We start from the raw sequence: 21,699 nt of genomic DNA, 5'->3' as shown, positions 1-21,699 counted from the left end.
ATTCGTTCGGCCCAGGACGTTTCCCGGACTGACAACGACATTAGGAAGGAGGTCTTCGCAATGGCTTAGCGTGACTTAGCGTTCCATGAGCAGGGCTGCGCGAGGCCCGCCGATGCGGCATCCGAGGCGGGTGAAGATCTCCAACGCCGCCGGTCCGTGCCTTTCCAGCACCTCGGTGTCACCGTCCGCGACCGCCAGTTCGGCCGCAAGGAGCCGCGTCCAGGCCTCGAGTCGGAGATATCCCTGCGGCTGAAAGGCTTCGACCGCCTGCTCGGCCAGGATCCGCGCGGTACGGCGTTCGCCGGCGAACAACTCGACGACTGCCAGGTTGAGCAGAGCCCCGCCGGCCGCGGGCGCATCGTCGACCGCCTCGCCGCGATCGAGGGCGGCACGCGTGAGGCGCCGACCCGTCCCGGGATCGCCGGACGCCGCGGCGAGCAGACCGAGATTGGCGAGAGTCAGGCTCTCACCGCGGCGATCTCCTAGCTGTTCGCGGAGCTGGAGTGCGTCGCGCAGGTGCTTCTCGGCCGCCCCGAACAGCCCTTGGTCGCGCTCGATACAGCCGAGATGGTTCAGCGCATGGCCGAGGCCGGACGCGTCCTCGATCCCGGTGAAGGCATCGACCGACCGCCGTACGGCGTCCTGTGCGGCGTCGAGGTTTCTGGTCAGGCGATGGGCGTCGGCCAGGCCCGACAAGGCGTACCCGGTGCCTTGTACGGCGCCGACCCGGCGGCCGATCAGGAAGGTCTCCTCGAACACCGGGATCCACCAGCCGTCGATCGGTACGAGCGGCAGGCACATCGTGACAGCGGGGAAGAACCTGGTCGTGTTCGGGTCGATCTGCGCCAGCCGTCGCAGGCATTCTTCGAAGCGTTCCTGGGCGAGTTCGGCGTTCTCGCGGAAGAGTGCGGCCATTGCGCCGAGACCTTGTGCGGCAGCGGCCAGTGGGTCTGCGCCGAGGGCGTCGGCTTGCGCGAGCGAGTCGACGGCGGTCTGTTCGATCTCGTCGAGGTCGCCGCTTCCGAGCAGGAGCGTGCCACGCAGTACCCGGGTGGTCACGAGGTCGATCTGGTCGCCGGATTGGTAGGAGACCGCGACTGCTTCGTCGCCGAGTCGTGGGAGCCGGTCGGCCAGCCCGCTTCGGGCGAGCAGGATCGCGAGCGCGAAGATCGCGCGGGCTCGCTCGCGGGACGGCTCGACCGCGACGTCGAGAACGCGTTCGAGCCAGCCCGCACCTTCGGAGAAATGACCGCGCGCCAGCCAGTACGGCGAGAGGCTGAGGCCGAGCAGCAAGGCTCGCTCATGATCGTGGCGGAGTGCCCAGTTGAGTGCGGCGCGGAGGTTGTCGTGGTCGGCGTCGAGCAGCTGAGGGCGTTCGACGACGACGCCGGCTCGCTCGGGATCTTCGGTGGCTGCGAGTTCCAGGAAGAACCTGCAGTGCGCGGCCTCCATCGGTGCGGCCTCGTGCGCCGCGGCCAGACGTTCGTGCGCGAACTGGCGGATCGTCTCCAGGAGCCGGTATCGCGAGCGCGGGCCGTCGTGGTCGACGAGCAGCAGCGACTTGTCGACGAGCCGACCGAGGAGGTCTAGGACGTCTGAGCTGGGCAGGCGGTCGTCGGCGCAGACCTGCTCGGCGGATCGGAGCGAGAAGCTGCCGGAGAAGACCGCGAGCCGGCGGAGCAGCACCTGCTCGTCGTCGGACAGCAAGGCGTGGCTCCATTCGAGGGTTGCGCGCAGGGTCGCGTGTCGGGTGACCTCGCCGGGGCGGCCGAGCAGCGAGAGTGCCTCGCCCAGCCGTGCGGCGATCTCGGCGGCCTCGAGGTGTGAGGCGCGGGCGGCCGCGAGTTCGAGGGCGAGTGGGATGCCGTCGAGGCAGCGGCAGATCTCGACGATGGCGGCTGCGTTGGTTGCGTCCAGTACGAAGCCGGGGCGAACGTCTTGGGCGCGGTCGACGAAGAGTCGTACTGACGACAGCGTGCGGAGTCGGTCGAGTTCGTCGGTTGGCTCGGGGAGTTCGAGTGAGGGCACGCGGAAGGTGACCTCGCCGGGGGCATGGAGTGGTTCGCGGCTGGTGGCTAGCAGGCTGACGCCGGGGCAACTTCGCCGTACTGCGCTTGCCAGGCCGGCGCAGGCGGCGAGGAGGTGTTCGCAGTTGTCCAGTACGAGAAGGAGATTGCGGGGTGCCAGGCGGGTGATGAGGGTGCGGGTCGAATCCGATCCGGCTGCAGGGTCGAGGCCGAGGGCGGCGGCGACGGAGTCGGCTACGAGGTGTGGGTCGGCGACCGGTACGAGGTCAGCGATCCAGACGCCGTCGGCGTACGAGTCGACCAGGCGGCGGGCGGCTTCTTCGGCCAGGCGGGTCTTGCCGGCGCCGCCGACGCCGGTGAGGGTGACGAGGCGGCCTTGTTCCATCAGGCGATGGACGTCCGCGATCTCGCGCTCGCGGCCCACGAAGCTGGTCAACGCGGGTGCAAGGTTGTGCCTTGGCTGGCTGTCGACTTTGACGGTGCCGGTGAGCAGTTCCTGGTACAGGCGCTGGGTATCTGGGTCGGGGTCGGTGCCGTACGCCGTACGTAGGTCGCTTCTCAGCCGTTCGTACTGCGCCAACGCTTCGGACGAACGGCCTGTTGCCGCGAGTTGTCGCATCAGGCTTCGGACGCCGTGCTCGTGCAGCGGGTCGATGGCGAGTGCGCGGGTCAGGGCGTCGAGTGCCTCTGCCTCGTGGTGATCCGCGGCGGCCGCGTCCGCGAAGTCGACGAGGAGATTGCCGAAGCTGTCGCGGAGTTCCTCGCGCGGGCGAACGGCCCAGTCCTCGAATCTGTCCTCGGGCAGGAGATCGCCTGTGTACGCGGCGACTGCGGCGCGGAGGTCGTCGAGGTCACCGCTGCTGCGGCCCAGCGCGGCCAGCCGTTCGAACGTCCGTACGTCGACGTCCACGACGCCGTCCGCCAGCAGCACCACGAAGTCGTCGCGCAACTCCAGCAGTCCGTTGCTCGACTCGTCACCCGCGAGCGCCCGACGTGCCACGTGCAGGGCTTGGTGCAGATTGTTGACCGCTGACGTCGGAGGCCGGTCCGGCCACAACGCCTCGAGCAGTACGTCGCGGTGCAGCCGCTGGTCGCGCGCCAACGCGAGCAGCTTGACCAGCGTCCGCGCCTTCCGCAGCCGCCACACTTTCGGATCGACGGATCGGCCCCCGCGATCGACAGCGAAACCACCCAGCAGTTGGATCCGCACCTTCAGCCCTCCCCCCACGATCGTAGGCCCCACCTTCGACGAGGATGGTCGGATGAGCCAGCGGTGGAACCACAACATCCACTACCACTCCCGCATCCTCCAGTCCGTCCCACCTGGCGCGACGCGCGCGCTCGACATCGGCTGCGGCGAGGGCATGCTGACCCGGTCGCTGCGCGACGCCGTACCGGACGTCACCGGCATCGACCTGGATACTCCGAGCCTCGAGTTGGCCCGCGGGTACGACGACGACATCTCGTACGTTCACGGCGACTTCCTGGACTATCCCCTCGAGCTGTCGTCGTACGACGTCGTCGCCTCCGTCGCCACCCTCCACCACGTCGACGCCCGCACGGGGTTGCTCCGGATGCGCTCGCTGGTCCGTCCGGGCGGCGTCCTCGCCGTCGTAGGCCTAGCCCGCCCGACCCTGCCCCGTGACCTCCCACGCGAGGCCGCCGGCGTAGCCGCAAACCTGGCCCACCGCGCAACCAAGACCCACTGGGAACACCCCTCCCCAGTCGTCTGGCCCCCACCCGTCACCTACCCCGAAATCCAGGCCCTGACCACCGAACTCCTCCCCGGCGCCACCTACCGCCGCCACCTACTCTTCCGCTACTCAATCCTCTGGACCCGCCCCGACTGCTGACCACTGGTTCCTGCTGTAGCTGCTGCTTAGCCTGTGCTTGTGGAGAAGAAGGTTGGTGGTGGGTGGTTGCCGTTGGATATCACGGGGGATGCGCGGTATTCGGAGGAGCGGGGCCGGATTCGTGGGTTGCTGTCGCCCCTGCGGGCGTATGACGGCGAGATGCTGTGGGATTTCGAGACAGCCACGCTGACGGTGCAGATGACAACCGAGGAAGCCCTCCAGAAGGCACGCCTTCTGCTGCTGGTCACGAGCCCGACCTGGCTGCGGGTCCTGTTCGTCCAGGTCCAGTACTCCGGTGAGGAGCTGAGTGAACTCTCCTCCCGACTGCTCGAACACCAGCCCACGTGGACCGGCACCAGCGGCATCAGCGGCTGTGTCGATTACTCCACCAACCGTCTCGTGATGATGGTCGACCGTAACGGCCCGGAAGCCGACATCCTTATCCAAGCCATCAACAACCTCGACGACCCGAGAATCACCCTGGAGCTCTACGGCTCAGAGTTTGGTGCCTATTAGTTGGTAGATGTCGTCGTGGGCGCCGGGCAGGTCGTCGTGGCCGAAGTCGGGGTAGAGGCGGGTCTCCTTGGCCGACTTGAGCTTGTTGTAGACGGCGAACTGGGTGGACGGCGGACAGACCTGGTCCTCCAGGCCGACGAAGAGAGTCACCTCGGCCTGGATGCGAGGGGCGAGGTTCTGTACGTCGATGTAGCCCAGCGTCGTGAACACCTCGTCCTGCCGTAGGTGCCTCGGGTCGCGCTTGCGGAACCACGTGACGATCTCGTCGTACGGCCCGGTCTCGAGGTTCAGGTCCCACGTGCGCTGGTAGTCGCACAGGAACGGATACACGCTCGCCGTGTACTTGATCGACGGCGTCAGCGCCGCCGCCACCAACGACAACCCACCGCCCTGGCTCCACCCCGTGGTCGCGATCCGCGACGCATCCACCTCCGGCAAGCCACCGATGAGATCGGCCAACCGCCGCGTGTCCAGGAAGATGTGCTTGTACAGCAGCCCATCCGGCCCCGCGTCCAACCCGTGCACCAGATGGTGCTGCAGCGAGAAGCTGTTGCTCTCCTGGGACGACGTACGGAAGCCGACCTGCTCCCGCACATCCAGCGCCGCGACCGTGAACCCGCGCGCTGCATACGGCAGCAGCTCGACCCACTTCGGCTGCTCCCCGCCGTACCCGTGGAACAGCAGCACCGCCGGCCCGGTCGGCTCGGCAGGCCGCAGTACCTTCGCGTGCACCCGATACCCACCGGTCCCGGTGAAGTACAGGTGCTGCGCGGTCGCCGTGGTCAGCGGGAAGTCGGTCGCGTCCACGAACTCCGCGTCGGCAGGGACCTCGTCCAGGGACAGCAGCGCCTTGTCCCAGAACTCGTCGAAGTCCGCGGGCCGCGGGTTCGTGCCCTGGTAGGTCAGTAGCTCGTCGTACGACAGTTCGAAGGAAAGCACCGGATCATTCTGCGCTGCCGGTGTCCTCCGGCACAGTCCCGTCCCAGATCGTGTACCCGTGCGCCGCGTTCAGCCTGTCCCGCAGCGTGGCCTCCAGCACCGGCACCTGCTTCGGCGCGAGCCAGGACAGCGGCAGCAGGATCGGGTGGTCGGGCTGCTTGGTCCGCAGCACGATCGCCTCGCCGTGCGTGGTCTCCACCCGCCCGACCTCGGTGATATCCGTCCACGGCGTCCGCAGACCGCGTACCTCGATGTCGCCGTCCCGCAGCCGCGCGACCTTCGGCGGCCGGGCCAGGATCCACAGGCCGGCCAGCGTGATCACCCCGCCGAGCGAGACGAACACCGACACGGCAACCGACGGCAGCCCCAGTGCCCACAGCACTGCGGCTACCCCGAGAATGATCAGCCCGGCGGCCAGGATCCCGAGGAACCGTCCCGACCGCATCCGGTACGTCGTACGCATCGACACAGGATCTCATCCGTCCAGGGTGACCATGTCAGAAGGATTCCGTCTCCGACGACGACGCGTTGCCGAGCGGGGTCTTGGCCAGGCTGATCGTCCAGTTGTACGAGCCGTCGAAGATGTCGTCGAACTTCTGGTACGAGCAGTTCTCGGTGAACCGGTGGTTCTTCGCGTCCCAGCTCGTCCCGGACTTGAAGTAGACCCAGTAGTCCTGGCTGCGGATCCCGTTCAGCGTCGCGGTCTTGTCGGCCCGGACGTAGATCGAGGCCTGCGGCTGCCGCGGGTTGCTGCCGGCGATGACGATCACCACGTCGTCCCCGGCGTTCTTGATCTCGAGCGACCCCGATCCGCGTGGACCGGAGCGCTGGAACACGTCCCCGTTCTCGCCCCGGCCGGCGATCACGGCCGGCTGGGCCAGCTTCGGCGGCACCGACACCGCACCGAACTTCACACCCCTACCGATCGACTTCTGCACGCTCTGCGCGAGCTCGGCGTACGCGAACCGCAGCCCGCTCTTCGCCTCGTACAGCCGGACATCCAGCGCCTTCGGGAAACCGCAGCCGGTCTTCGTACCCCCGGCCCGGCTCAGCTCGGTGCTCACGTCACCGGCGTACGCATCGAAGGCATCGAGTACGGCGGGATGCGCGGCCACCAGACCCGTCGGCGGCGTGATCTTGGCCAGCTCGCCGCGTTCGATGACGACTGCTTTGGCGAGGACGGCCCGGGACGCGTCGAAGGCGGCGATGGTCTGCGCGTTCATCACCCGGGCGACCGACGGCTTGAGCGTCTTCTCGACGTTGGTCAGCGCGCGCTGGTACATCGGAACCGACAGCGCGACGGCAGTCGGCGTCGGCTTAGGTGCTGTCGAGGCGAGCGGTGCGCTCGTCTTCGTCGTACCGCCGGCCGAGGGCGCGGAGCCCTTCTCCGGCTCGGCGCTACAGCCCGCACAGACCAGAACCGCGGCTCCGGCCACAACCGCCAGCGAACGCCTCACAGTCACCCCCAGGTGTGACTTGGTTTCATTGAGTTGTAATGATTCCGTCGCTGGGGTTCAACCAACCGAATTTGTCTCAGTTTCCGTTGCCGGTCTGGCTGGGGTTGTAGGCGCAGGCGTCGTTCAGGTTCTCGGCCGCGCCCGGAGTCACCGTCGTCTTCGGCGCGGTCGGCTTCTTCGTCGTCGTCCCGCTCGTCGGCTTCTTGGTCGGCTTCACCGTCGGCGTCGACGCGACCGGGTTGGTCTGCGCGGCGAGCGCCTTCTGGATGATCTCCTGCATCGCGGTGTAGTCCGGGTTCTTGCCGGTCGGGAAGTTCTTGTTCTTGTCGAGGTCGATGTTGCTGACCTTGGCGTTCTTGACCTTGAGGCCGAGCTGGATGAACGCGGGCAGGATCTCCTGCGGGATGTCGGTGCGCAGCAGCTGCTTGCCGGCCGAGGCGATCTGCTGGTACTTCGTCACCAGTGTCGCCGGGTTCACGCTGTTGACCAGCGCGTGGATGGTGCAGCGCTGCCGCTCCTGCCGCGACGGGTCGCTCAGGCCGTACCGGCCGCGGGCGAACCACAGCGCGTGGTACCCGTCGAGCTTCTGGTTCGGACCCGGCTCGATGTAGCCGCTCGGCTTCTTCTCGGTGTTCGACCCCGGACCCTCGCCGTAGTCGCCGCCGATCGGGACCCGGTAGTTCACGTTCACCGTGATCCCGCCGACGGCGTCGATGATCTGCCGGAACCCGGCCAGGTTGACCTGCATGTAGTAGTCGATGTCCAGACCCAGCGCGGCGCTCGCGGCCAGCTTGACCACGTCCGCGCCCTCGTTGTCGGTCTGGCCGAGGATCCCCGGATGCGCCTTCGGGATGTTGTCGTACATCGCGTCGAGGTAGTACTCCGGCTGCTCGACGTTGCCCTTGTTCGGATCCCAGAACCCGTCCGGGTACACCTTGTGCAGCGGCGAGTCCTCCGGGAACGGCATCCGCATCCAGTTCCGGCTCAGCGAGATCAGCGCGGTGTTACCGGTCTTGGTGTCGATCGAGGCGACGATCACCGTGTCGGTGCGGACACCGGTCCGGCCCACGCCGTCGTCGGCGCCGAGCAGCAGCAGGTTCAGCCGCGGGGTCTTGGCCCACGGGTCGCTCGCGTTGGTCACCTTCGGCCGGGTCGCGCTCTTGGAGTTGCCCTCGGACTGGAACACGCTGCCGACCAGGTCGCGCTGCGCCATCACGGTCTGCGCGGCGACGGTCGTCGGTACGGCGATCCCGAAACACAGCAACCCGACGAACATCGAGCCCGCCAGCCGGCCTGTGTAGGTCATGCTCACCGGGCGCAGCAGCTTGTGCGACGCGACGACAACCCAGATCCAGAGCACCCCGAGCAGTACGACGGCACCGGTCGCGATCAGCAGCTGCCGCGGCGAGACCGCGAGCGCCAGGACCGAGTCGCGCTGCGTCAGACCGACGTACGCCGCGATCAGCAGCAGGCCGACGCTGATCGTCAGGACAAATGCGCCGAGCTTCTTCCGGCCGCCCATCAACAGGCCGGAGCCTGGCACCAGGGCGCTGAGCAGGGTCAGACCGATCGCCTTCGACGTCGTCCTGGCCCGGTGCGAACGGTGCCGGGACCGGCTGGCACGAGGCGCTGCCCTCCGACCGGCTGCGCGAGTACTCCGCGACATGGCTCCGTTCCCTGATCGACGACGTGGCGACCCCTCCGTCGGCCGCGCGCAGCGGCCCACGGTACTTCAGACGCCCACCACACCAAGTTGGTTGACGCGTGATGCTGGCGACCCCCGTCGATGTCGCCACAGTACAGGGGCCGTGGGCTACTGCCCCAACGTGCCGCCTCAACCACTCAGAGTGTCCGGGGAGTTGCCACCCACCCGCTTTGCCGCCGGACCCGTCGAGCAGATACTCTTGGCCGTCGTCGCGTCCGCTCCGTGAGTGGACCGTCGGAGGAGGCGTCGCCTAGTCCGGTCGATGGCGCCCGCCTGCTAAGCGGGTTGAGGGTAATCCCCTCTCGCGGGTTCAAATCCCGCCGCCTCCGCAGCATCTGAGGGCCGCCCGATGGGGCGGCCCTCTGCTGTTAGCTCCTCGCTTCGGCGATGCGTTCGACCGTGCGGGGGCTGATCGGCTCGGGCGAGATGATCAGGTGCTCGACGCCCAGCTTCTCGTACGCCGCCAGCGCCGCAGGTAGATCCTGTACTTCGATCGCGCGCGGATCGGGATCGGCGACGGGTGGCTGGTCCGGGTCGCGGACGACGACGCCGACGGTCGGGGCCACCGCGCCGGCGGGCTTGCCGGCGGTCTCGATCGCCTCGCGGAGCGTCTCCAGACGTTCCTCGACCTTGGCGTCCGCGGCGCCGTACCAGGCGGTGTTCCACAGGTCGGCCCATTGCGCGGTCAGCCGCATCATCCGGGGGCGGTGGCCGGCGATCAGGATCGGGATGCGGTGGGGCGGGGCCGGGTCGAGGTTCGCGTCCTGCGTCTTGTAATAGGTGCCTTCGTAGCTGACCGTCTCGCCGCGGACCATCCGGGCGACGATCTCCAGCCATTCCTCGAAGCGGCCGACCCGGTGGTCGGTCGGCAGGCCGAAGGCTTCGTACTCCGGGTCGTGCCAACCCGCGCCGACGCCGAGGATGAGCCGGCCGCCGGAGACCTCGTCGAGCGTCGCCGCCATCTTCGCCGTCAGGCCTGGGTCCCGGAACGATGCGCAGAGGACCATGTTCCCGAGTTCGACCCGGGAGGTGACCGCCGCGACCGCGGTCAGCAGGGTCCACGACTCGTGCATACCGTAGATCTGCCCTTCCGGGTCGCGGTACAGGAAATGGTCCGCGATCCAGACAGAATCCAGCCCACCCGCCTCAGCCGCCTCTGCGACCGCCCGCACGTCCTTCCACCCCGGCATACCGCCGCCGGGCCCGTCTCCTGCACCCAGCGGGAGCATCACACCGATCTTCATGCCCATGGTCCGATCTCAGGGATTCGCATGGGGTCAACGTAGTTGGATCATGGCGGGATGAGGAGGCCGTATTTTGATCGGGCGGCTGCCGGTGAGGTGCTTGCCGAGGAGCTCGGGCAGGTCACCGGTTCAGTCCTGGTGCTCGGGCTGGCGCGCGGCGGCGTCCCGGTAGCCGGGCCGATCGCGGAGGCCCTGGGGGCGGAGCTCGATGTGCTGATCGTGCGGAAGCTGGGGTTTCCGGGGCAGCCGGAGCTGGCGATGGGTGCGATCGCCGGGGTCGGCGAGGAACTGCATGTCGTGCGCAACGAGCAGATCGCGCGCGAGGTCGACGCGGCCGCGATGGACGAGGTACGGCGGCGCGAGGTCCGCGAGTTGCGCCGGCGCGAGGCGGCGTACCGCGGGGACCGGCCGCCGATCGACGTACGGGATCGGGTGGTGATCCTGGTCGACGACGGGCTGGCGACCGGTTCGACGATGCGAGCAGCGGTGGAAGCGGTACGGCGTCAGCGGCCGGCGCGCGTGATCGTCGCCGTACCCGTGGGTGGTGTGGAGAGCTGCCGGCGGCTGGCGCGGATCGCGGATCAGGTCGTGTGCGTGTGGATCCCGCGGTACTTCAACGCGGTCGGGCAGGCGTACCAGGACTTCTCGTCGGTGAGTGATGACGAGGTGCAGCGGGTGCTGGCAGAAAGCACAGCGCGGCGCCCCGGCAGGTGAGCCGAGGCACCGCGCTGTCGGTCCGGCCGCCGGCTTCCGATTCGGCGGCCGGCGTTCATCAGCCCAGTCGGGCCTTGAGGTTGTCGAGCTCGACCTTGAGCTCGGTCGGGACGGTGTCGCCGAGCTTGGCGAACCACTCCTCGATCAGCGGGATCTCGGCCTTCCACTCCTCGACGTCGACGTCGAGCGCGATCTCGAGGTCCTGCTCGGTCAGGTCCAGCCCGGCGACGTCGAGCGCGTCCGCGGCCGGCACCCGGCCGATCGGGGTCTCGACCGCGTCGGCCTGGCCCTCGATCCGGTCGATGACCCACTTGAGCACGCGGCTGTTCTCACCGAAGCCCGGCCAGACGAACTTGCCCGCGTCGTCCTTGCGGAACCAGTTCACGTAGAAGATCTTCGGCAGCTGCGCCGCGTCGTGCTGCTTGCCGACGGTCAGCCAGTGGTCGAAGTACTGCCCGGCGTCGTACCCGAGGAACGGCAGCATCGCCATCGGGTCCCGCCGTACGACGCCGACCTGGCCGACCGCGGCCGCGGTGGTCTCGGACGACAGCGTCGCACCCATGAACACGCCGTGCGCCCAGTCGCGCGACTCGGTCACCAGCGGGACCGTCGTGGCGCGGCGGCCGCCGAAGATGATCGCCGAGATCGGCACGCCGTTCGGGTCGTCGTACTCGTCGGCGAGGATCGGGCACTGCTCGATCGGGGTGCAGAACCGGCTGTTCGGGTGGCTCGACAGCTCGCCGTTGCCCGGCGTCCACTCGCGACCCTTCCAGTCGGTCAGGTGGTCCGGCGGGGTCGGCGAGTAGCCCTCCCACCAGACGTCGCCGTCATCGGTCAGGGCGACGTTGGTGAAGACCGAGTTGCCCTTCTCGATCGTGCGCATCGCGTTCGGGTTCGTCTTCCAACCGGTGCCGGGGGCAACACCGAACAGCCCGAACTCCGGGTTCACGGCGTACAGCCGGCCGTCCTTGCCGAACCGCATCCAGGCGATGTCGTCGCCGAGCGTCTCGACCTCCCAGCCCTCCAGCGTCGGGTCGAGCATCGCCAGGTTGGTCTTGCCGCAGGCGCTCGGGAACGCGGCCGCGACGTAGTGCACCTTCTTCTCCGGCGAGATCAGCTTCAGGATCAGCATGTGCTCGGCCAGCCAGCCTTCGTCGCGGGCCATCGCGGACGCGATCCGCAGCGAGTAGCACTTCTTGCCGAGCAGCGAGTTACCGCCGTACCCGGAGCCGTAGGACCAGATCGCCCGCTCCTCGGGGAACTGCACGATGTATTTCTCGTCGTTGCACGGCCACGGGACGTCCTGCTCGCCCTGTTGCAGTGGTGCGCCGACCGAGTGCAGGCAGGGCACGTACGGCGCGTCCTCGCCGAGCTTGGCCAGCACGTCGGCGCCGGTACGGCACATGATCCGCATCGAGGCAACGACGTACGCCGAGTCGGTGATCTCGACACCGAACATCGGCTTCTCCGCCGTCAGCGGACCCATGCAGAACGGGACGACGTACATCGTCCGGCCGCGCATCGAACCGCGGTACAGCTCCGTCATCAGCGCCTTCATCTGCGCCGGGTCCATCCAGTTGTTGGTCGGACCGGCGTCCTTCTCGTCCGCGGAGCAGATGAACGTGCGCTGCTCGACGCGGGCGACGTCGCTGGGGTCGGTGCGGACCCAGAACGAGTTCGGCTTCTTCTCCTCGTTCAGCCGGACCATGGTGCCGGCCGCGATCAGCTCGTTCGTGAGCGTGGCGTACTCCGCGTCCGACCCGTCGACCCAGTGGATCCGGTCGGGCTGCGTGAGCTCGGCGACCTCGGCCACCCAGTTCAGCAGGCCGGCGTGCTGCGTCGGGGCCGTGGTCAGGTCGTACGGCGTGGGCTTTTCGCCGGGGAGGGGGTCCTTGGCGTCTGCTGAGGTGGCGGTCTCGGTATGGGTCGGGCTGGCGGTTGTCGTCATTCGCGGCTCATTCCCTCTCGGCTGTCGGGCCCGGCGACGTTCGGCCCCTCGACGCTGAAAGGCGGGTACGGCGTCCGGCCGCCGGGGTCTCCGGCGGTTCGATGCAGCTGGCTGGCGGTGTACTCGCTCGCATACCAGTGCGTCCAGTGGGCGTATACCAGTGTGCAAGTGGTACTACGGTACGCGAACGACCCGAGGGCTGTGAACCGCCAGAAAGTGAACCCGGTCACAAAGTTTTCGCGACAATCGCTTTCCGGCGTCGCTTGTGAAAATGAGAACGGCCCGCGCTGTTCGCGCGGGCCGTTTCAGCAGATCTTGCGGTCGATCAACTGGTCTGCCGCCAGATGTCGTTGACGATCCGCTGGACGTCCGGCGCCTCGGCCACCTGTCCGTAGACCATCGCGCCGACCAGCCACCACTGACCGCCGCTGAGGAACGCGTGCGTCATCGTGATCGTGTACGGCGCCTTCGTCGACACCGTCAGCCAGGTCCGCGCGTCCTTCGCGGTCGCCGGCGCGGTCGTCTTGTAGATCTTCGTCCACAGCTGATCGAACGAGGGCCGGTCGGCCAGGCACTGCGCCAGGCTCACGCACGGGTGCAGCGCGAGCTGCGCCTGGAACGAGTTCTTCAGGCCGTTCGGGTCGTACTCGGTCGCGGTCACGATCTTCCGCAGGATCACCTGCGAGGACTCACCCAGCCGCACCACCTGCGGCGGCCGCGGCCAGCCGAGCGCGAACGGCAGCTCGGCGTTCGCGACGACCTGGAGGTCGGCGCCGGCGGCGTACGTGGCTCCGAAGACGCCGGCGGATCCGTCGGGGCGTTTGTAGGGCGCTGTCGTGACGATGGTGATCGGTGGGATCAGCACCTTGGCTGGGTACGCCTCTGGGCTGACGGCCGGGGCAGTGGCCTCGACCGGGTCGTCCTTCTTGACGGCGCTGCCGATGGCGGAGCCGATCGAGTAGGTGATGCTGAAGACGATCAGGACGACGACGGCGACGACGGCGTAGATCCAGGAGCCGATCTTGCGGCTGTATTGACGGGCGACGTCGATCTTGGACTGGTCCGTGGGGGTCGGCTGCTGGGGTTGGTACGGGCGGTCGGCGTACGACGGGATCGTGCCGAGTGCGCTGCCGGTGCCGGGTGCGGTGCTGGGTGTGGTGCCGGGTGCGGGTGCGGGTGCCGTGGTGGGGTCGTTGTCGGGCAGGGGGAGGGGTGGCGGCGTGGCGCCGTACCTGGTGAGCTGTTCGCGGACCGCCTGCAGGGAGACGTCGTCGTTGCCGATGATGCCGTCGAGCGGGTCGATCAGCCGCTCCGCGCCGGTCTGGCCGGGGATCAGCTGGGTGATCGCGTACGGGCGGCTCAAGTTGAAGTTGGCCGCCCAGAGCGGGGCATCCTGCTGGCCCGGCACGAGCGCGGCGTCGCGGCTGGCGAGGGTGAGCCTCTCCACGACGGTCGCGTCGCGCGCACCGTCCTCGCTGAGCACGAGCGCGACGATCTCCATCCCGGTGAACGTGCGGCCGTGCCACAACTCCGCGAGCGGGTGCTGGAGCAGTCGCTGATCCAGCTGGTAGCCCGGGATCTCCGGCGTACTCACTTGCTCTCCCAGATGGCGCGATCCGCCAGCGCCAGCGCGGCCTTCTGCGCGACGTCGGCGTCGACCGGGTTGGCTGTGTAGTCCACCTGTACGACGATGTCGGCGCGCTGGACCAGTGCGTGTACGGCCCAGGACTCGCCGGCCATGCCGCTCGCGGTGCGGCTGACCTTCGTCGGGTACGGCCGGTTCTCGTCGAGCGTCTTCATCGGCGACCGGGTGAAGACCTTCTTCGCGGTCTGCGCCGGCGTGAACGGCTTGTTGCCCGCGCCGGCGTCCTGCCCGCCGTACGGCGTGATCGTGACCTTCACGCTCGCCGCGGTGTACGCGCGCACCTTCGCCCGGGAGCTGCCCGCCTCGCAGGTGATCGTCGTACTCCCGACCTGCGTCATCACCACATTGGATGCCTTAGGCAACAGGCTCGAGACGTCCCCGATCCGCGCACACAAATCCGCCGGCATCGTCCGCGCCGCCACGATGTCCGCAGGCGTCACCGGCTCACCGACCGCCCACCCGATCCCCCCACCCGCAATAGCAGCCACCCCACACCCGATCGCCGTACCCCGAACCAGTCGCCTACCCATGCCCGCGACCTTAACCACGCGGAGGTCCTCCCTAACCACTCAGGCAACATCCGTACGGATGTCCCCGGCGGTCCCGGGACCCGCCTTAGACGCAAACCCCCCTCACGCGGTTCCGACGAACCTGCTGCCGACGTCCCCACGCACCCACCGGCGTCTTGCGCGCTCCCGCGCGCGGCGTGCGGCTGCCGCCGCGTCGACTACGCCGTGGTGGGGCGTGTCCGCGGTCGGGGGAGCAGGAGGTGGTGATGGGCTTGCACGCTGATCTGTCGCGTGAAGCATGGGCGCGTCCAGTGCCAAACGTCCGCCGCCAACCTACACAAGGTTGCAGCGCCACGCGTTCGCCGCCGACTTTGCGCGTGGTTGCAGCGCCAGGCCTGCGCCGCCGACCTGCGCATGGTTGCCAATGGCACCCGATTGCCCAAGAGGTTGGATCCGCCCGGTGCGCGCGATCCCGTCGTACGAGAGTCTCGCGCACCGCGGCGTACGCCCGGCTAACCGAGCAGCGTCTTGACCGAACCGCCCGACTCAGTGAGCTTCGTGCCCAGGCCCTTCAGCGCATCGCCGACCGTCCCGAGGATGTCGGACAGGTCCTTCAGATTCCCGGCCAGGCTTTCGACCTCGGTCGCGACCCCGCCGATCTGCCCGCTCCCGTCGTTCAGCTTCTTGGCCGCCGCATCCCCGATCCCGGGGATCTTGTCCAGCTCGCCGGCCAGCCCGGCCAGCATCCCGGCCGCGTCCTTCAGCCGGTCCTTGGCCGCGTTCATCGTGCCCGCGCTCCCGGTCAGCGCCTTCCGCGCGCCGCCTTCGCCATCGTCCCCGACCAGCGCCCCAGCAGCCTTCGCCGCCTGCTCGCCGGCCTCCGCCAGCCCGGTCCCGATCGTCTTCAACAGGTCCGGCAACTGCCCGATGAACCCGACCGCCCCGTCCGGCAGCCCGCGTACGAGCTCCAGCACCTTCTTGAAGTCGTCCGAGTTCTCGAGCACGAACCCGACCGCCTTCTTGACGTCCCCCAGATCCCGCCCGCCCAGCAAATCCTCGATACCCATGCGCGGATCGTAGGGCTCAGAACCCACCCAACACCCGCCACCGCGCCGCCCTCCAGAGCCGATTGGCCTACACCCACCCCCTCCATGTATCGTTACTCGACGTTGTCCAGCGCTCGTAGCTCAACGGATAGAGCATCTGACTACGGATCAGAAGGTTGGGGGTTCGAATCCCTCCGAGCGCGCATAGTGAAAGCCCAGGCAGGTACCTCTGGCCTGGGCTTTTTCGTACTCCCGGGGAAATGTGCGAACGGAGCCGATGGACGTGCGTGAACCGGATGCCGACGTTCCGGTCGTGTCGCTCTCGGATGGCGTGGTCACTCTCCGACCTTGGTCGAGAGATGACGCCAGGTTCATGGCGGAAGCATTCGCCGATCCAGCGATCCGACGCTACAACGGGGCCCATGACCGACTCGGACGACCGGCTCCGCCGCTCTCGATCGAGGACGCTGAAGCGATCATCGACGAGTTCGCGTCGTGCTGGCGGGCGTTCGGCGCGGCGGAGCCACCATCTGGTGTTGCCTTCGCGATCACGGACGCAGCCTCTGGTGGCCTGGTCGGCTGCTGCGGCGTCGATGACTGGTCGAAGGGAGACGTAGCGCAGTTCGGCTACTGGATCGGGCCGGGCGCGCGAGGTCGTGGGTATGCGACTCGGGCGGTGGTTCTGCTCACACGGTGGTTGTTCGAGCTCGGCGCAGCTCGCGCCTTCCTGACGGTCGAGGCGGACAACGAAGCGTCAGCTGCGGTGGCCCGCCGAGCGGGGTTCGTACACGAGGGAACGATGCGCGCACACAGCGTGTGGCAGGGCAAGCGCATCGACGTGATGTGGTTCGCGGCGCTCCCGCACGAATGGACGATGCGACGACCTCCGGTGCGCAGTCGAGAGGGTCGCGATCAGAGTGCCGGCGGCCTCGGCTGATGGCGGAGCTGACGACCGCGCTCGCCTGACCCTCTACTCCGCCAACAGGTCCGCGACGCATGCCCATCAGCTGATGCGCGACAGGTTGGACGTCTGGCGACCAACTTTGGGAGCCGGCCAACGTACGCATCTGCCGATGAGCGAGTGCCGAGGTCGCGGGTCAGTGTCCGTCGAACGCGACGCGCTCACCTGCCTGCGGGTCATAGAGCGGACAGCCGAGCCCGATCGCTACATTCACGATGCGGTTCATGTCGCCACCAGACATGCCGCGACAGTCGGCTCGAAGGTGTTGCCCTGACCACGTGACTTCGAATCCCGCTCGTTGGCTCGGGCTGACCCACGTGAGCCACTCACCGGCGCCGTTAGCCTCCCGCGAAGCCCCGGGAAAGGAAGCCACCAATGCGTCGAGAAAGGTATCCAGCGGTATGTCGTTGAGACCCGGGACCAATCCTCGCTCGTTCAGCAGCTCCTGATAGATCGATTCCGGGTCCATGGTCTGGGAAGCGTTCTACTGCCAGAAGACGAGTTCGTAACTCACGCCGGGAATCTGGCATGGGCTATCGACTGACGTCGTCCACTGGCTGGGTGTCAACGGCGGGATGGGATGCTGGAGGGGTTTTCGGCTCTTGAAGGGTGTTCATGTTCAACGTGCCGGTTCGTCCGAAGGTCGTTTGTCTGTGTGGTTCGCTGCGTTTCGGCAGGGAGTTTGCGAGTGAGCGCACGCGCTTGACGCTCGATCTGGCGATCGTTCTGGCTCCGGAGGGCACCGAGGCGTCTGTGCTGGATCCTTTGCTCGTGCGGGCCTTGGGGGAGCTGCATCTGCGCAGGATCGACCTCGCGGATGAGGTGCGGATCGTGAACCCCGGCGGGTACATCGGGGAGGCCACCCGCCGTGAGATTGCGTACGCCAATGCCTTGGGCAAGCCCGTCACGTACTTTCACGAGCCGGCGATCGGGGACAGTTAGTCGGTCTCTGACCCGACGCATCAGCAGCGGATGGCCACCGATCGGCACCAGGCTCAACTCGAGCCGAGGACTACCGAGCTGCCGGAGGACATGCCGACCTGAAGCCGGGACGACAGCTCTCGGTTCGCCGGACACCGATCGCTCGCGCCTGATGCGGGATGGGCCTAGGAGCTGAGGCGCTCGTTCTAGGAGTCTGACGGCCAGCAGTCTTTGAGGATGCGGCTGACCGTGGCGTCCAGGGTGTCGTCTGGCGTGATGACGCTTTCGTCGAGGTCGGGGATTGGTTGGAGGCCGCGGTACCACTGTCGCATCTCGGCTTCGCCGAAGGCCGTCGCGACCGGCTTTGTCGAGTGCCTGCGGACGGTCTCCTCGAAGGACAGATCGTAGATGTAGCTGCGAGACACGCCGCGGTGATCGGCAACCAGGCTTGGCAGGATTTGCGAGTACCACTTCGCGTTCAGGATCCCTTCGATGATCACATCGAAGCCTCGCTCCAGCAGGTATCTCCCAGCAAGGTCGATGAGCCCGATCGGGTGGCCTCCTGCGTCGTCCCCAGTTCCCAGGATGTCGCGCCTGATGACGTCTTGCCCGAGGACGGCAACCGTGCCGGATGGCCGCGCGGCACGGATGGCGGCGGCCACCGCCGACTTCCCCGATCCGCTGTTGCCTCGCAACGTGATCAGCCGTGTCGAACTCGAACCAACAGCGTCAAGACCCACCCCACCACTCCCGTCATGTCCCGATATGCGCGGCTCAACGCCGCAAGCCCAACGCGGTCTGGATCAGCGTCCCCTGGCCGCTCGATCGTACGGTCACCACCCGCATCAAGCCGACTCTTGACCTGCGCCGCGGTGACCTGGGTTTGGCCGGCTGTCCGACCTCCGATGTGGGTTAAGCGGCAAGTCGCGAGTGTTTGGGTTCTGTGTTCGGCGCAGGTTGGCGTGAGAGGCTCCCGCTGTGGACGCAGGCACCTGGCGACGAACACTGCAGGCTGCTGACGACCGCCTGGAGCTGCAGCCTCCCGCCGATCCTGGCGAGATCGCGGCCGTCGAGCTTCGGCTCGGCATCACGTTCCCAGCCGAGCTGCGCGGACTGTATGCGGCGACGGACGGCATCTTGGACAGGCCGGGCGAGTGGTTTGTGATGTGGCGGCTCGGAGACGTTGCGCACTGGAATCTTGAAGCCTGGAACGGATGGGAGTCCGAGACTCGGCGGAGGTTGCTTGGCTTCGGCGACGACGGTGCCGGAGATCCCTTCTGTGTCGGACTAGACGGTGAAACCACCGTCTGCACTTGGTCGCCTGTCGAGCAAGAAGCACGACCACTCGCACCGAACCTTCGTGAGTTCTGGTCGGGATGGTTGTCGGGGCAGATCAAGACCTGACGTGCCTGGCTGTCTGCGGACCGATCCCGAAGCTTGGTCCCGGCGGCCTGATAGAGGCCTGACCGGGCCAAGGGGCGGGAAGACGTCATAACAGCCCGGGACCTGTTGCCCACTCCGTAGGGGGACGGGGCAACTATGGAGGTTGAGTTGTCAGGCGCCTCAGCCGACGAAGGCTATTGCGTTGCCGTCGGGGTCTCGGATTATGAAGTCGGTGCCGCCCCAGGCTTGTTTGGTTAGTTTCTGGATGATTTCGGCGTTGGCGGTCTGATATTCCGTGTAGAGGTCGCGGACGTTCGGCGTGTCGATGAATGCCATGATGAGCCCTTGCCGTTCCGCGGCGCCGGCGGCGAACACTGGCTCGTATACGAGCTTCAGGTGCAAGGTCGCGCCGTCGCGTGATACCGAGCCGTAGAACGGCGGGTTGCCGTGCAAGAAGTCGATTCGGAAGCCGAGCTGGTCCCGATAGAACGTGGCGGCCGCAGCGACGTCGGCGACGTACAGCACCGGTTTCGCGCTGGCGACTGCCGTGTCCTGGGGCTGCGGTTGCTCGTTGGTGGGCGGGGCCGCTTCCGTGGTCGCCTTGAGTTCGGCCCAGTTGGCGCAGCCTGCTTCGAGGGCGATGATCTCTTGGGCTTCGGTGAGCGGAAACTTCAGCGCGAGTGCTTCGCGGTCGGACAACGTGCGATAGCGCTCGAGCTGTCGGATGCGGCCGCCGATCGAGAAGTTTCCTTCGCGGTGCCAGCGAACGAGCAGTTTCGCCTGCTTCTTGTACGTTTCGAGCTTGGGCATGGCGCTCCCTCTTCGGTGTGAAGTAGGTGGGCCTTGCCCTTTCGGCTCCGTGAGCCGCTGCGCCCTACGACCGGGGTGAACCCGCGCCTGCGGGGTTCAGATTACCATGGCGAAACTTGCCAGGTGCAGGGCCGAGTAGACTCATTCGGGTCGGCTGGCTGGCATCTCATTCTCTGGAGAACCACATGGGCGGCTCCGGTATTGGTGCGTGTCCGCTCCGCGCCCATGTCGATCCGCGCCTCTTGCGATTCAGCGCCGGGGCTACGGCGGGCGTGCTCGCCGTCGTACTGCTCATCGTCGAGATTGCCCGGCCGTTGAGTCTCGGCCTGCTCGCGTCCCAGGTCGCGGTGTTTGCGTTCACCGCGTTCGTCAGTTTTCAGTGGTCGGTGTGGGCGCAGATCTTTGCCCGGGTGATCTGGCCGCGGATCGGAGCGCCGGCGAAGTTGGAGGATGCTCGGCCGCAGAGATTCGGCCAGTTCGTCGGCTTCGTGTTCACCGCTCTGGCGCTGGCCACCTTCGTACTCGGCGTCGATGTCGCCGGCTACGGCCTCACCGCTGTCGCCTTCGGCCTCGCAGCCCTCAACGCAGCCACCGGGCTGTGCTTGGGCTGCAAGGCCTACCACCGGATCCGTCAGTAGCCGGGGAAGACGTTCCGGAGTTCGTCCAGGGTGACGTTGCCGGTCACGCTTACGCCGGCGGAGTACTCGGCGCGGAGCCGTCCGGTCAGTAGCCGCGTGACGGCCTCGGATGGGCCGTCGAACGTGGCTGTGGGGTCGTCGAGAGACGTGGTCACGGTGACCGTGTCGGTGATCGTGATGCCGCCGCCGGGGATCGCCAGGCGGACCTCGCGCTCGAGCTCGTCGGTCTTGGCGGAGAAGCCCAGGAGGAAGGCCAGCGGGCCGGCGAGGAGTTCGATGAGTAGGTCGGCCGAGGCCGCGTCCACGGTCGCGGACGGGTCCACTCCCACGCGTACGTCCCACGCGTGGTTCGCGACCTCGCTGAGGCGCATCCCGAGCGCGACCTCCAGCGGTACCGGCTCGGGCAGGATGCCCAGGTCGATCGCGCTGTCGGGCTTCTCGGCGCTGAGCGCCTCGACGGCATCGACGTACGCCTGGTCGTACTTGACGAATCCGGCCGCCTGGTCGGCTGGGGACAAGGCGTTCCACCGGGCCCAGATCGACTGGTTCTCCTCAGGCTGGACCTGCTCGCCGGCCGCGATCGCGATCGGCTTGCGGAAGATCTCGGCGCCGCTGCCGAGGTGCGAGAGAACCTGAGCGACTGTCCACTCCTCCGCTCCGCTACGGCCGTTCAGCTGTTCCTGCGTCAAGGTCGGTACCAGTGCGGCGAGGGTGTCGTGATTGGCACGCAGAGCCGCAACGGTGCGGTCGACAAGTGTGGTCATGCCACCCGCAACCTCGCAGGGCCCGGCTTTCTTCCGACGGACGAGAGTCTCGTCCGTCGCAACAGCTCCAGCGCGAGGTCAGACGGTGCTCGCCGGAGGGCGTTGGCCGAGCCATTGTTCGGCATTCCAGGCTTCGAAGCGTTCGAGTTCGGTGAAGCCCAGGGCTGCGGCGAGGTGCATGGAGCTGAGGTTGGCGGATTGGGTGGTGAGGATTATCGGTTCGCCTGGGTGGGTGGTGTCGAACCAGGTGAGGGCTGCGGTGCAGGCCTCGCGGGCGTAGCCGTTGCCCCAGGTGTGGGGGAGGAAGAGGTAGCCGAGGTCGGCCTTGCCCGTGGCGGCGGGGCGGCGGTGGTCGGTTGCCCGGCGGAGCAGGATCCAGCCGATCATCGTGCCGTCGAGTTCGACGACGAAGCTGCCGGGCCAGCGCTCGGGGACGTCAGGCGTTTCGCGTTCGAGCTCGTCGCGGGGGCGCGGGCCGCCGAGGTACGTGTTCACCTCGGGTGAGGCGAGGAGGTCGATGAACATCGTACGGTCGCGGGCCTCGGGCTCTCGCAGTACGAGACGCTCGGTCTTGATCGGTGTCGGCGGCCACGGTACGGATCCCAGATCGTCCACCGGC

General features: G+C 67.6%; 22 protein-coding genes and 2 tRNA genes. 9 read left to right on the top strand and 15 right to left on the bottom strand.

The features are described 5' to 3' along the window. Positions 1 to 75 precede the first annotated feature (75 nt). The gene (locus FDA38_RS20190) at positions 76 to 3,237 is read right to left on the bottom strand and encodes a BTAD domain-containing putative transcriptional regulator (protein WP_170989813.1); all 3,162 of its coding nucleotides are present in this window, start codon (positions 3,235 to 3,237) and stop codon (positions 76 to 78) included. 52 nt (positions 3,238 to 3,289) lie between these two features. Between FDA38_RS20190 and FDA38_RS20185 the strand changes: the two genes are divergently transcribed. Beyond that, on the top strand, positions 3,290 to 3,880 hold the full coding sequence (locus FDA38_RS20185; protein WP_137255659.1) for a class I SAM-dependent methyltransferase: 591 nt from the start codon (positions 3,290 to 3,292) through the stop codon (positions 3,878 to 3,880). Between the two features lie 39 nt (positions 3,881 to 3,919). Then, positions 3,920 to 4,396 (top strand): hypothetical protein, encoded by a 477-nt coding sequence (locus FDA38_RS20180; RefSeq protein ID WP_137255658.1) that lies wholly within the window; start codon positions 3,920 to 3,922, stop codon positions 4,394 to 4,396. Here FDA38_RS20180 and FDA38_RS20175 read toward each other — a convergent pair. From FDA38_RS20175 to FDA38_RS20160, 4 genes are all read right to left on the bottom strand, one after another. Next, positions 4,376 to 5,335 carry an acetylxylan esterase gene (locus tag FDA38_RS20175; protein ID WP_137255657.1) on the bottom strand — a complete coding sequence of 320 codons (960 nt, stop codon included), beginning with the start codon at positions 5,333 to 5,335 and terminating at the stop codon, positions 4,376 to 4,378. The two genes, FDA38_RS20180 and FDA38_RS20175, sit on opposite strands and share 21 nt — an antisense overlap. Positions 5,336 to 5,339: 4 nt before the next feature. Then, positions 5,340 to 5,798: an intracellular growth attenuator family protein gene (locus FDA38_RS20170; RefSeq protein ID WP_137255656.1), complete on the bottom strand. Its 459-nt coding sequence runs from the start codon at positions 5,796 to 5,798 to the stop codon at positions 5,340 to 5,342. 34 nt (positions 5,799 to 5,832) lie between these two features. Then, on the bottom strand, positions 5,833 to 6,792 hold the full coding sequence (locus tag FDA38_RS20165) for a hypothetical protein (RefSeq protein ID WP_137255655.1): 960 nt from the start codon (positions 6,790 to 6,792) through the stop codon (positions 5,833 to 5,835). A 76-nt stretch (positions 6,793 to 6,868) separates the two neighbouring features. Next, positions 6,869 to 8,458: an LCP family glycopolymer transferase gene (locus FDA38_RS20160; RefSeq protein WP_137255654.1), complete on the bottom strand. Its 1,590-nt coding sequence runs from the start codon at positions 8,456 to 8,458 to the stop codon at positions 6,869 to 6,871. 278 nt (positions 8,459 to 8,736) lie between these two features. On the opposite strand from FDA38_RS20160, the gene FDA38_RS20155 reads away from it, so the two are divergent. Further along, positions 8,737 to 8,826: transfer RNA gene (locus tag FDA38_RS20155), tRNA-Ser, on the top strand. 39 nt (positions 8,827 to 8,865) lie between these two features. Here FDA38_RS20155 and FDA38_RS20150 read toward each other — a convergent pair. After that, a complete protein-coding gene (locus tag FDA38_RS20150; RefSeq protein WP_170989812.1) occupies positions 8,866 to 9,741 on the bottom strand; it encodes an LLM class flavin-dependent oxidoreductase in 876 nt (291 codons plus the stop codon). A gap of 57 nt (positions 9,742 to 9,798) precedes the next feature. On the opposite strand from FDA38_RS20150, the gene FDA38_RS20145 reads away from it, so the two are divergent. After that, positions 9,799 to 10,455, top strand: a complete 657-nt coding sequence (locus FDA38_RS20145) for a phosphoribosyltransferase (RefSeq protein WP_137255652.1) — start codon at positions 9,799 to 9,801, stop codon at positions 10,453 to 10,455. A gap of 58 nt (positions 10,456 to 10,513) precedes the next feature. Here the strand turns inward: FDA38_RS20145 and FDA38_RS20140 are convergent, their stop codons facing one another. From FDA38_RS20140 to FDA38_RS20125, 4 genes are all read right to left on the bottom strand, one after another. Beyond that, a complete protein-coding gene (locus tag FDA38_RS20140; RefSeq protein ID WP_137255651.1) occupies positions 10,514 to 12,403 on the bottom strand; it encodes a phosphoenolpyruvate carboxykinase (GTP) in 1,890 nt (629 codons plus the stop codon). Between the two features lie 325 nt (positions 12,404 to 12,728). Next, positions 12,729 to 13,997, bottom strand: a complete 1,269-nt coding sequence (locus tag FDA38_RS20135) for a hypothetical protein (protein ID WP_137255650.1) — start codon at positions 13,995 to 13,997, stop codon at positions 12,729 to 12,731. Next, positions 13,994 to 14,578 carry a hypothetical protein gene (locus FDA38_RS20130; protein WP_137255649.1) on the bottom strand — a complete coding sequence of 195 codons (585 nt, stop codon included), beginning with the start codon at positions 14,576 to 14,578 and terminating at the stop codon, positions 13,994 to 13,996. The genes FDA38_RS20135 and FDA38_RS20130 overlap by 4 nt, the downstream gene beginning before the upstream one ends. Before the next feature lie 491 nt (positions 14,579 to 15,069). Then, positions 15,070 to 15,624, bottom strand: a complete 555-nt coding sequence (locus FDA38_RS20125) for a hypothetical protein (protein ID WP_137255648.1) — start codon at positions 15,622 to 15,624, stop codon at positions 15,070 to 15,072. Positions 15,625 to 15,733: 109 nt separating this feature from the next. On the opposite strand from FDA38_RS20125, the gene FDA38_RS20120 reads away from it, so the two are divergent. Then, positions 15,734 to 15,806, top strand: a tRNA-Arg gene (locus tag FDA38_RS20120). A 74-nt stretch (positions 15,807 to 15,880) separates the two neighbouring features. Further along, positions 15,881 to 16,540, top strand: a complete 660-nt coding sequence (locus FDA38_RS20115; RefSeq protein ID WP_137255647.1) for a GNAT family N-acetyltransferase — start codon at positions 15,881 to 15,883, stop codon at positions 16,538 to 16,540. A gap of 160 nt (positions 16,541 to 16,700) precedes the next feature. On the opposite strand, the gene FDA38_RS20110 is transcribed toward FDA38_RS20115, so the two are convergent. After that, the gene (locus tag FDA38_RS20110; protein WP_137255646.1) at positions 16,701 to 17,033 is read right to left on the bottom strand and encodes a hypothetical protein; all 333 of its coding nucleotides are present in this window, start codon (positions 17,031 to 17,033) and stop codon (positions 16,701 to 16,703) included. 146 nt (positions 17,034 to 17,179) lie between these two features. Between FDA38_RS20110 and FDA38_RS20105 the strand changes: the two genes are divergently transcribed. Next, a complete protein-coding gene (locus FDA38_RS20105; RefSeq protein ID WP_137255645.1) occupies positions 17,180 to 17,506 on the top strand; it encodes a hypothetical protein in 327 nt (108 codons plus the stop codon). 185 nt (positions 17,507 to 17,691) lie between these two features. Here the strand turns inward: FDA38_RS20105 and FDA38_RS20100 are convergent, their stop codons facing one another. Continuing rightward, entirely contained in the window at positions 17,692 to 18,147 is a 456-nt protein-coding gene (locus tag FDA38_RS20100; protein WP_202877768.1) for a kinase, read from the bottom strand. A gap of 316 nt (positions 18,148 to 18,463) precedes the next feature. Between FDA38_RS20100 and FDA38_RS20095 the strand changes: the two genes are divergently transcribed. Beyond that, positions 18,464 to 18,889, top strand: coding sequence for an SMI1/KNR4 family protein (locus tag FDA38_RS20095; protein ID WP_137255643.1), 426 nt, complete (start codon positions 18,464 to 18,466; stop codon positions 18,887 to 18,889). A gap of 159 nt (positions 18,890 to 19,048) precedes the next feature. Here FDA38_RS20095 and FDA38_RS20090 read toward each other — a convergent pair whose 3' ends face one another. Continuing rightward, positions 19,049 to 19,678: a glyoxalase superfamily protein gene (locus FDA38_RS20090; RefSeq protein WP_137255642.1), complete on the bottom strand. Its 630-nt coding sequence runs from the start codon at positions 19,676 to 19,678 to the stop codon at positions 19,049 to 19,051. 185 nt (positions 19,679 to 19,863) lie between these two features. Here FDA38_RS20090 and FDA38_RS20085 point away from each other — a divergent pair, with 185 nt between their 5' ends. Continuing rightward, positions 19,864 to 20,316, top strand: a complete 453-nt coding sequence (locus tag FDA38_RS20085) for a DUF4395 domain-containing protein (protein WP_137255641.1) — start codon at positions 19,864 to 19,866, stop codon at positions 20,314 to 20,316. On the opposite strand, the gene FDA38_RS20080 is transcribed toward FDA38_RS20085, so the two are convergent. After that, on the bottom strand, positions 20,310 to 21,080 hold the full coding sequence (locus FDA38_RS20080) for a maleylpyruvate isomerase family mycothiol-dependent enzyme (protein WP_137255640.1): 771 nt from the start codon (positions 21,078 to 21,080) through the stop codon (positions 20,310 to 20,312). The two genes, FDA38_RS20085 and FDA38_RS20080, sit on opposite strands and share 7 nt — an antisense overlap. 78 nt (positions 21,081 to 21,158) lie before the next feature. Next, positions 21,159 to 21,695, bottom strand: a complete 537-nt coding sequence (locus tag FDA38_RS20075; protein WP_137255639.1) for a GNAT family N-acetyltransferase — start codon at positions 21,693 to 21,695, stop codon at positions 21,159 to 21,161. Between the last annotated feature and the right edge of the window lie 4 nt (positions 21,696 to 21,699).

The organism is Kribbella jiaozuonensis, from assembly GCF_005233875.1.
Lineage (GTDB): Bacteria > Actinomycetota > Actinomycetes > Propionibacteriales > Kribbellaceae > Kribbella > Kribbella jiaozuonensis.
This window is presented reverse-complemented; position numbering and strand designations above follow the sequence as displayed.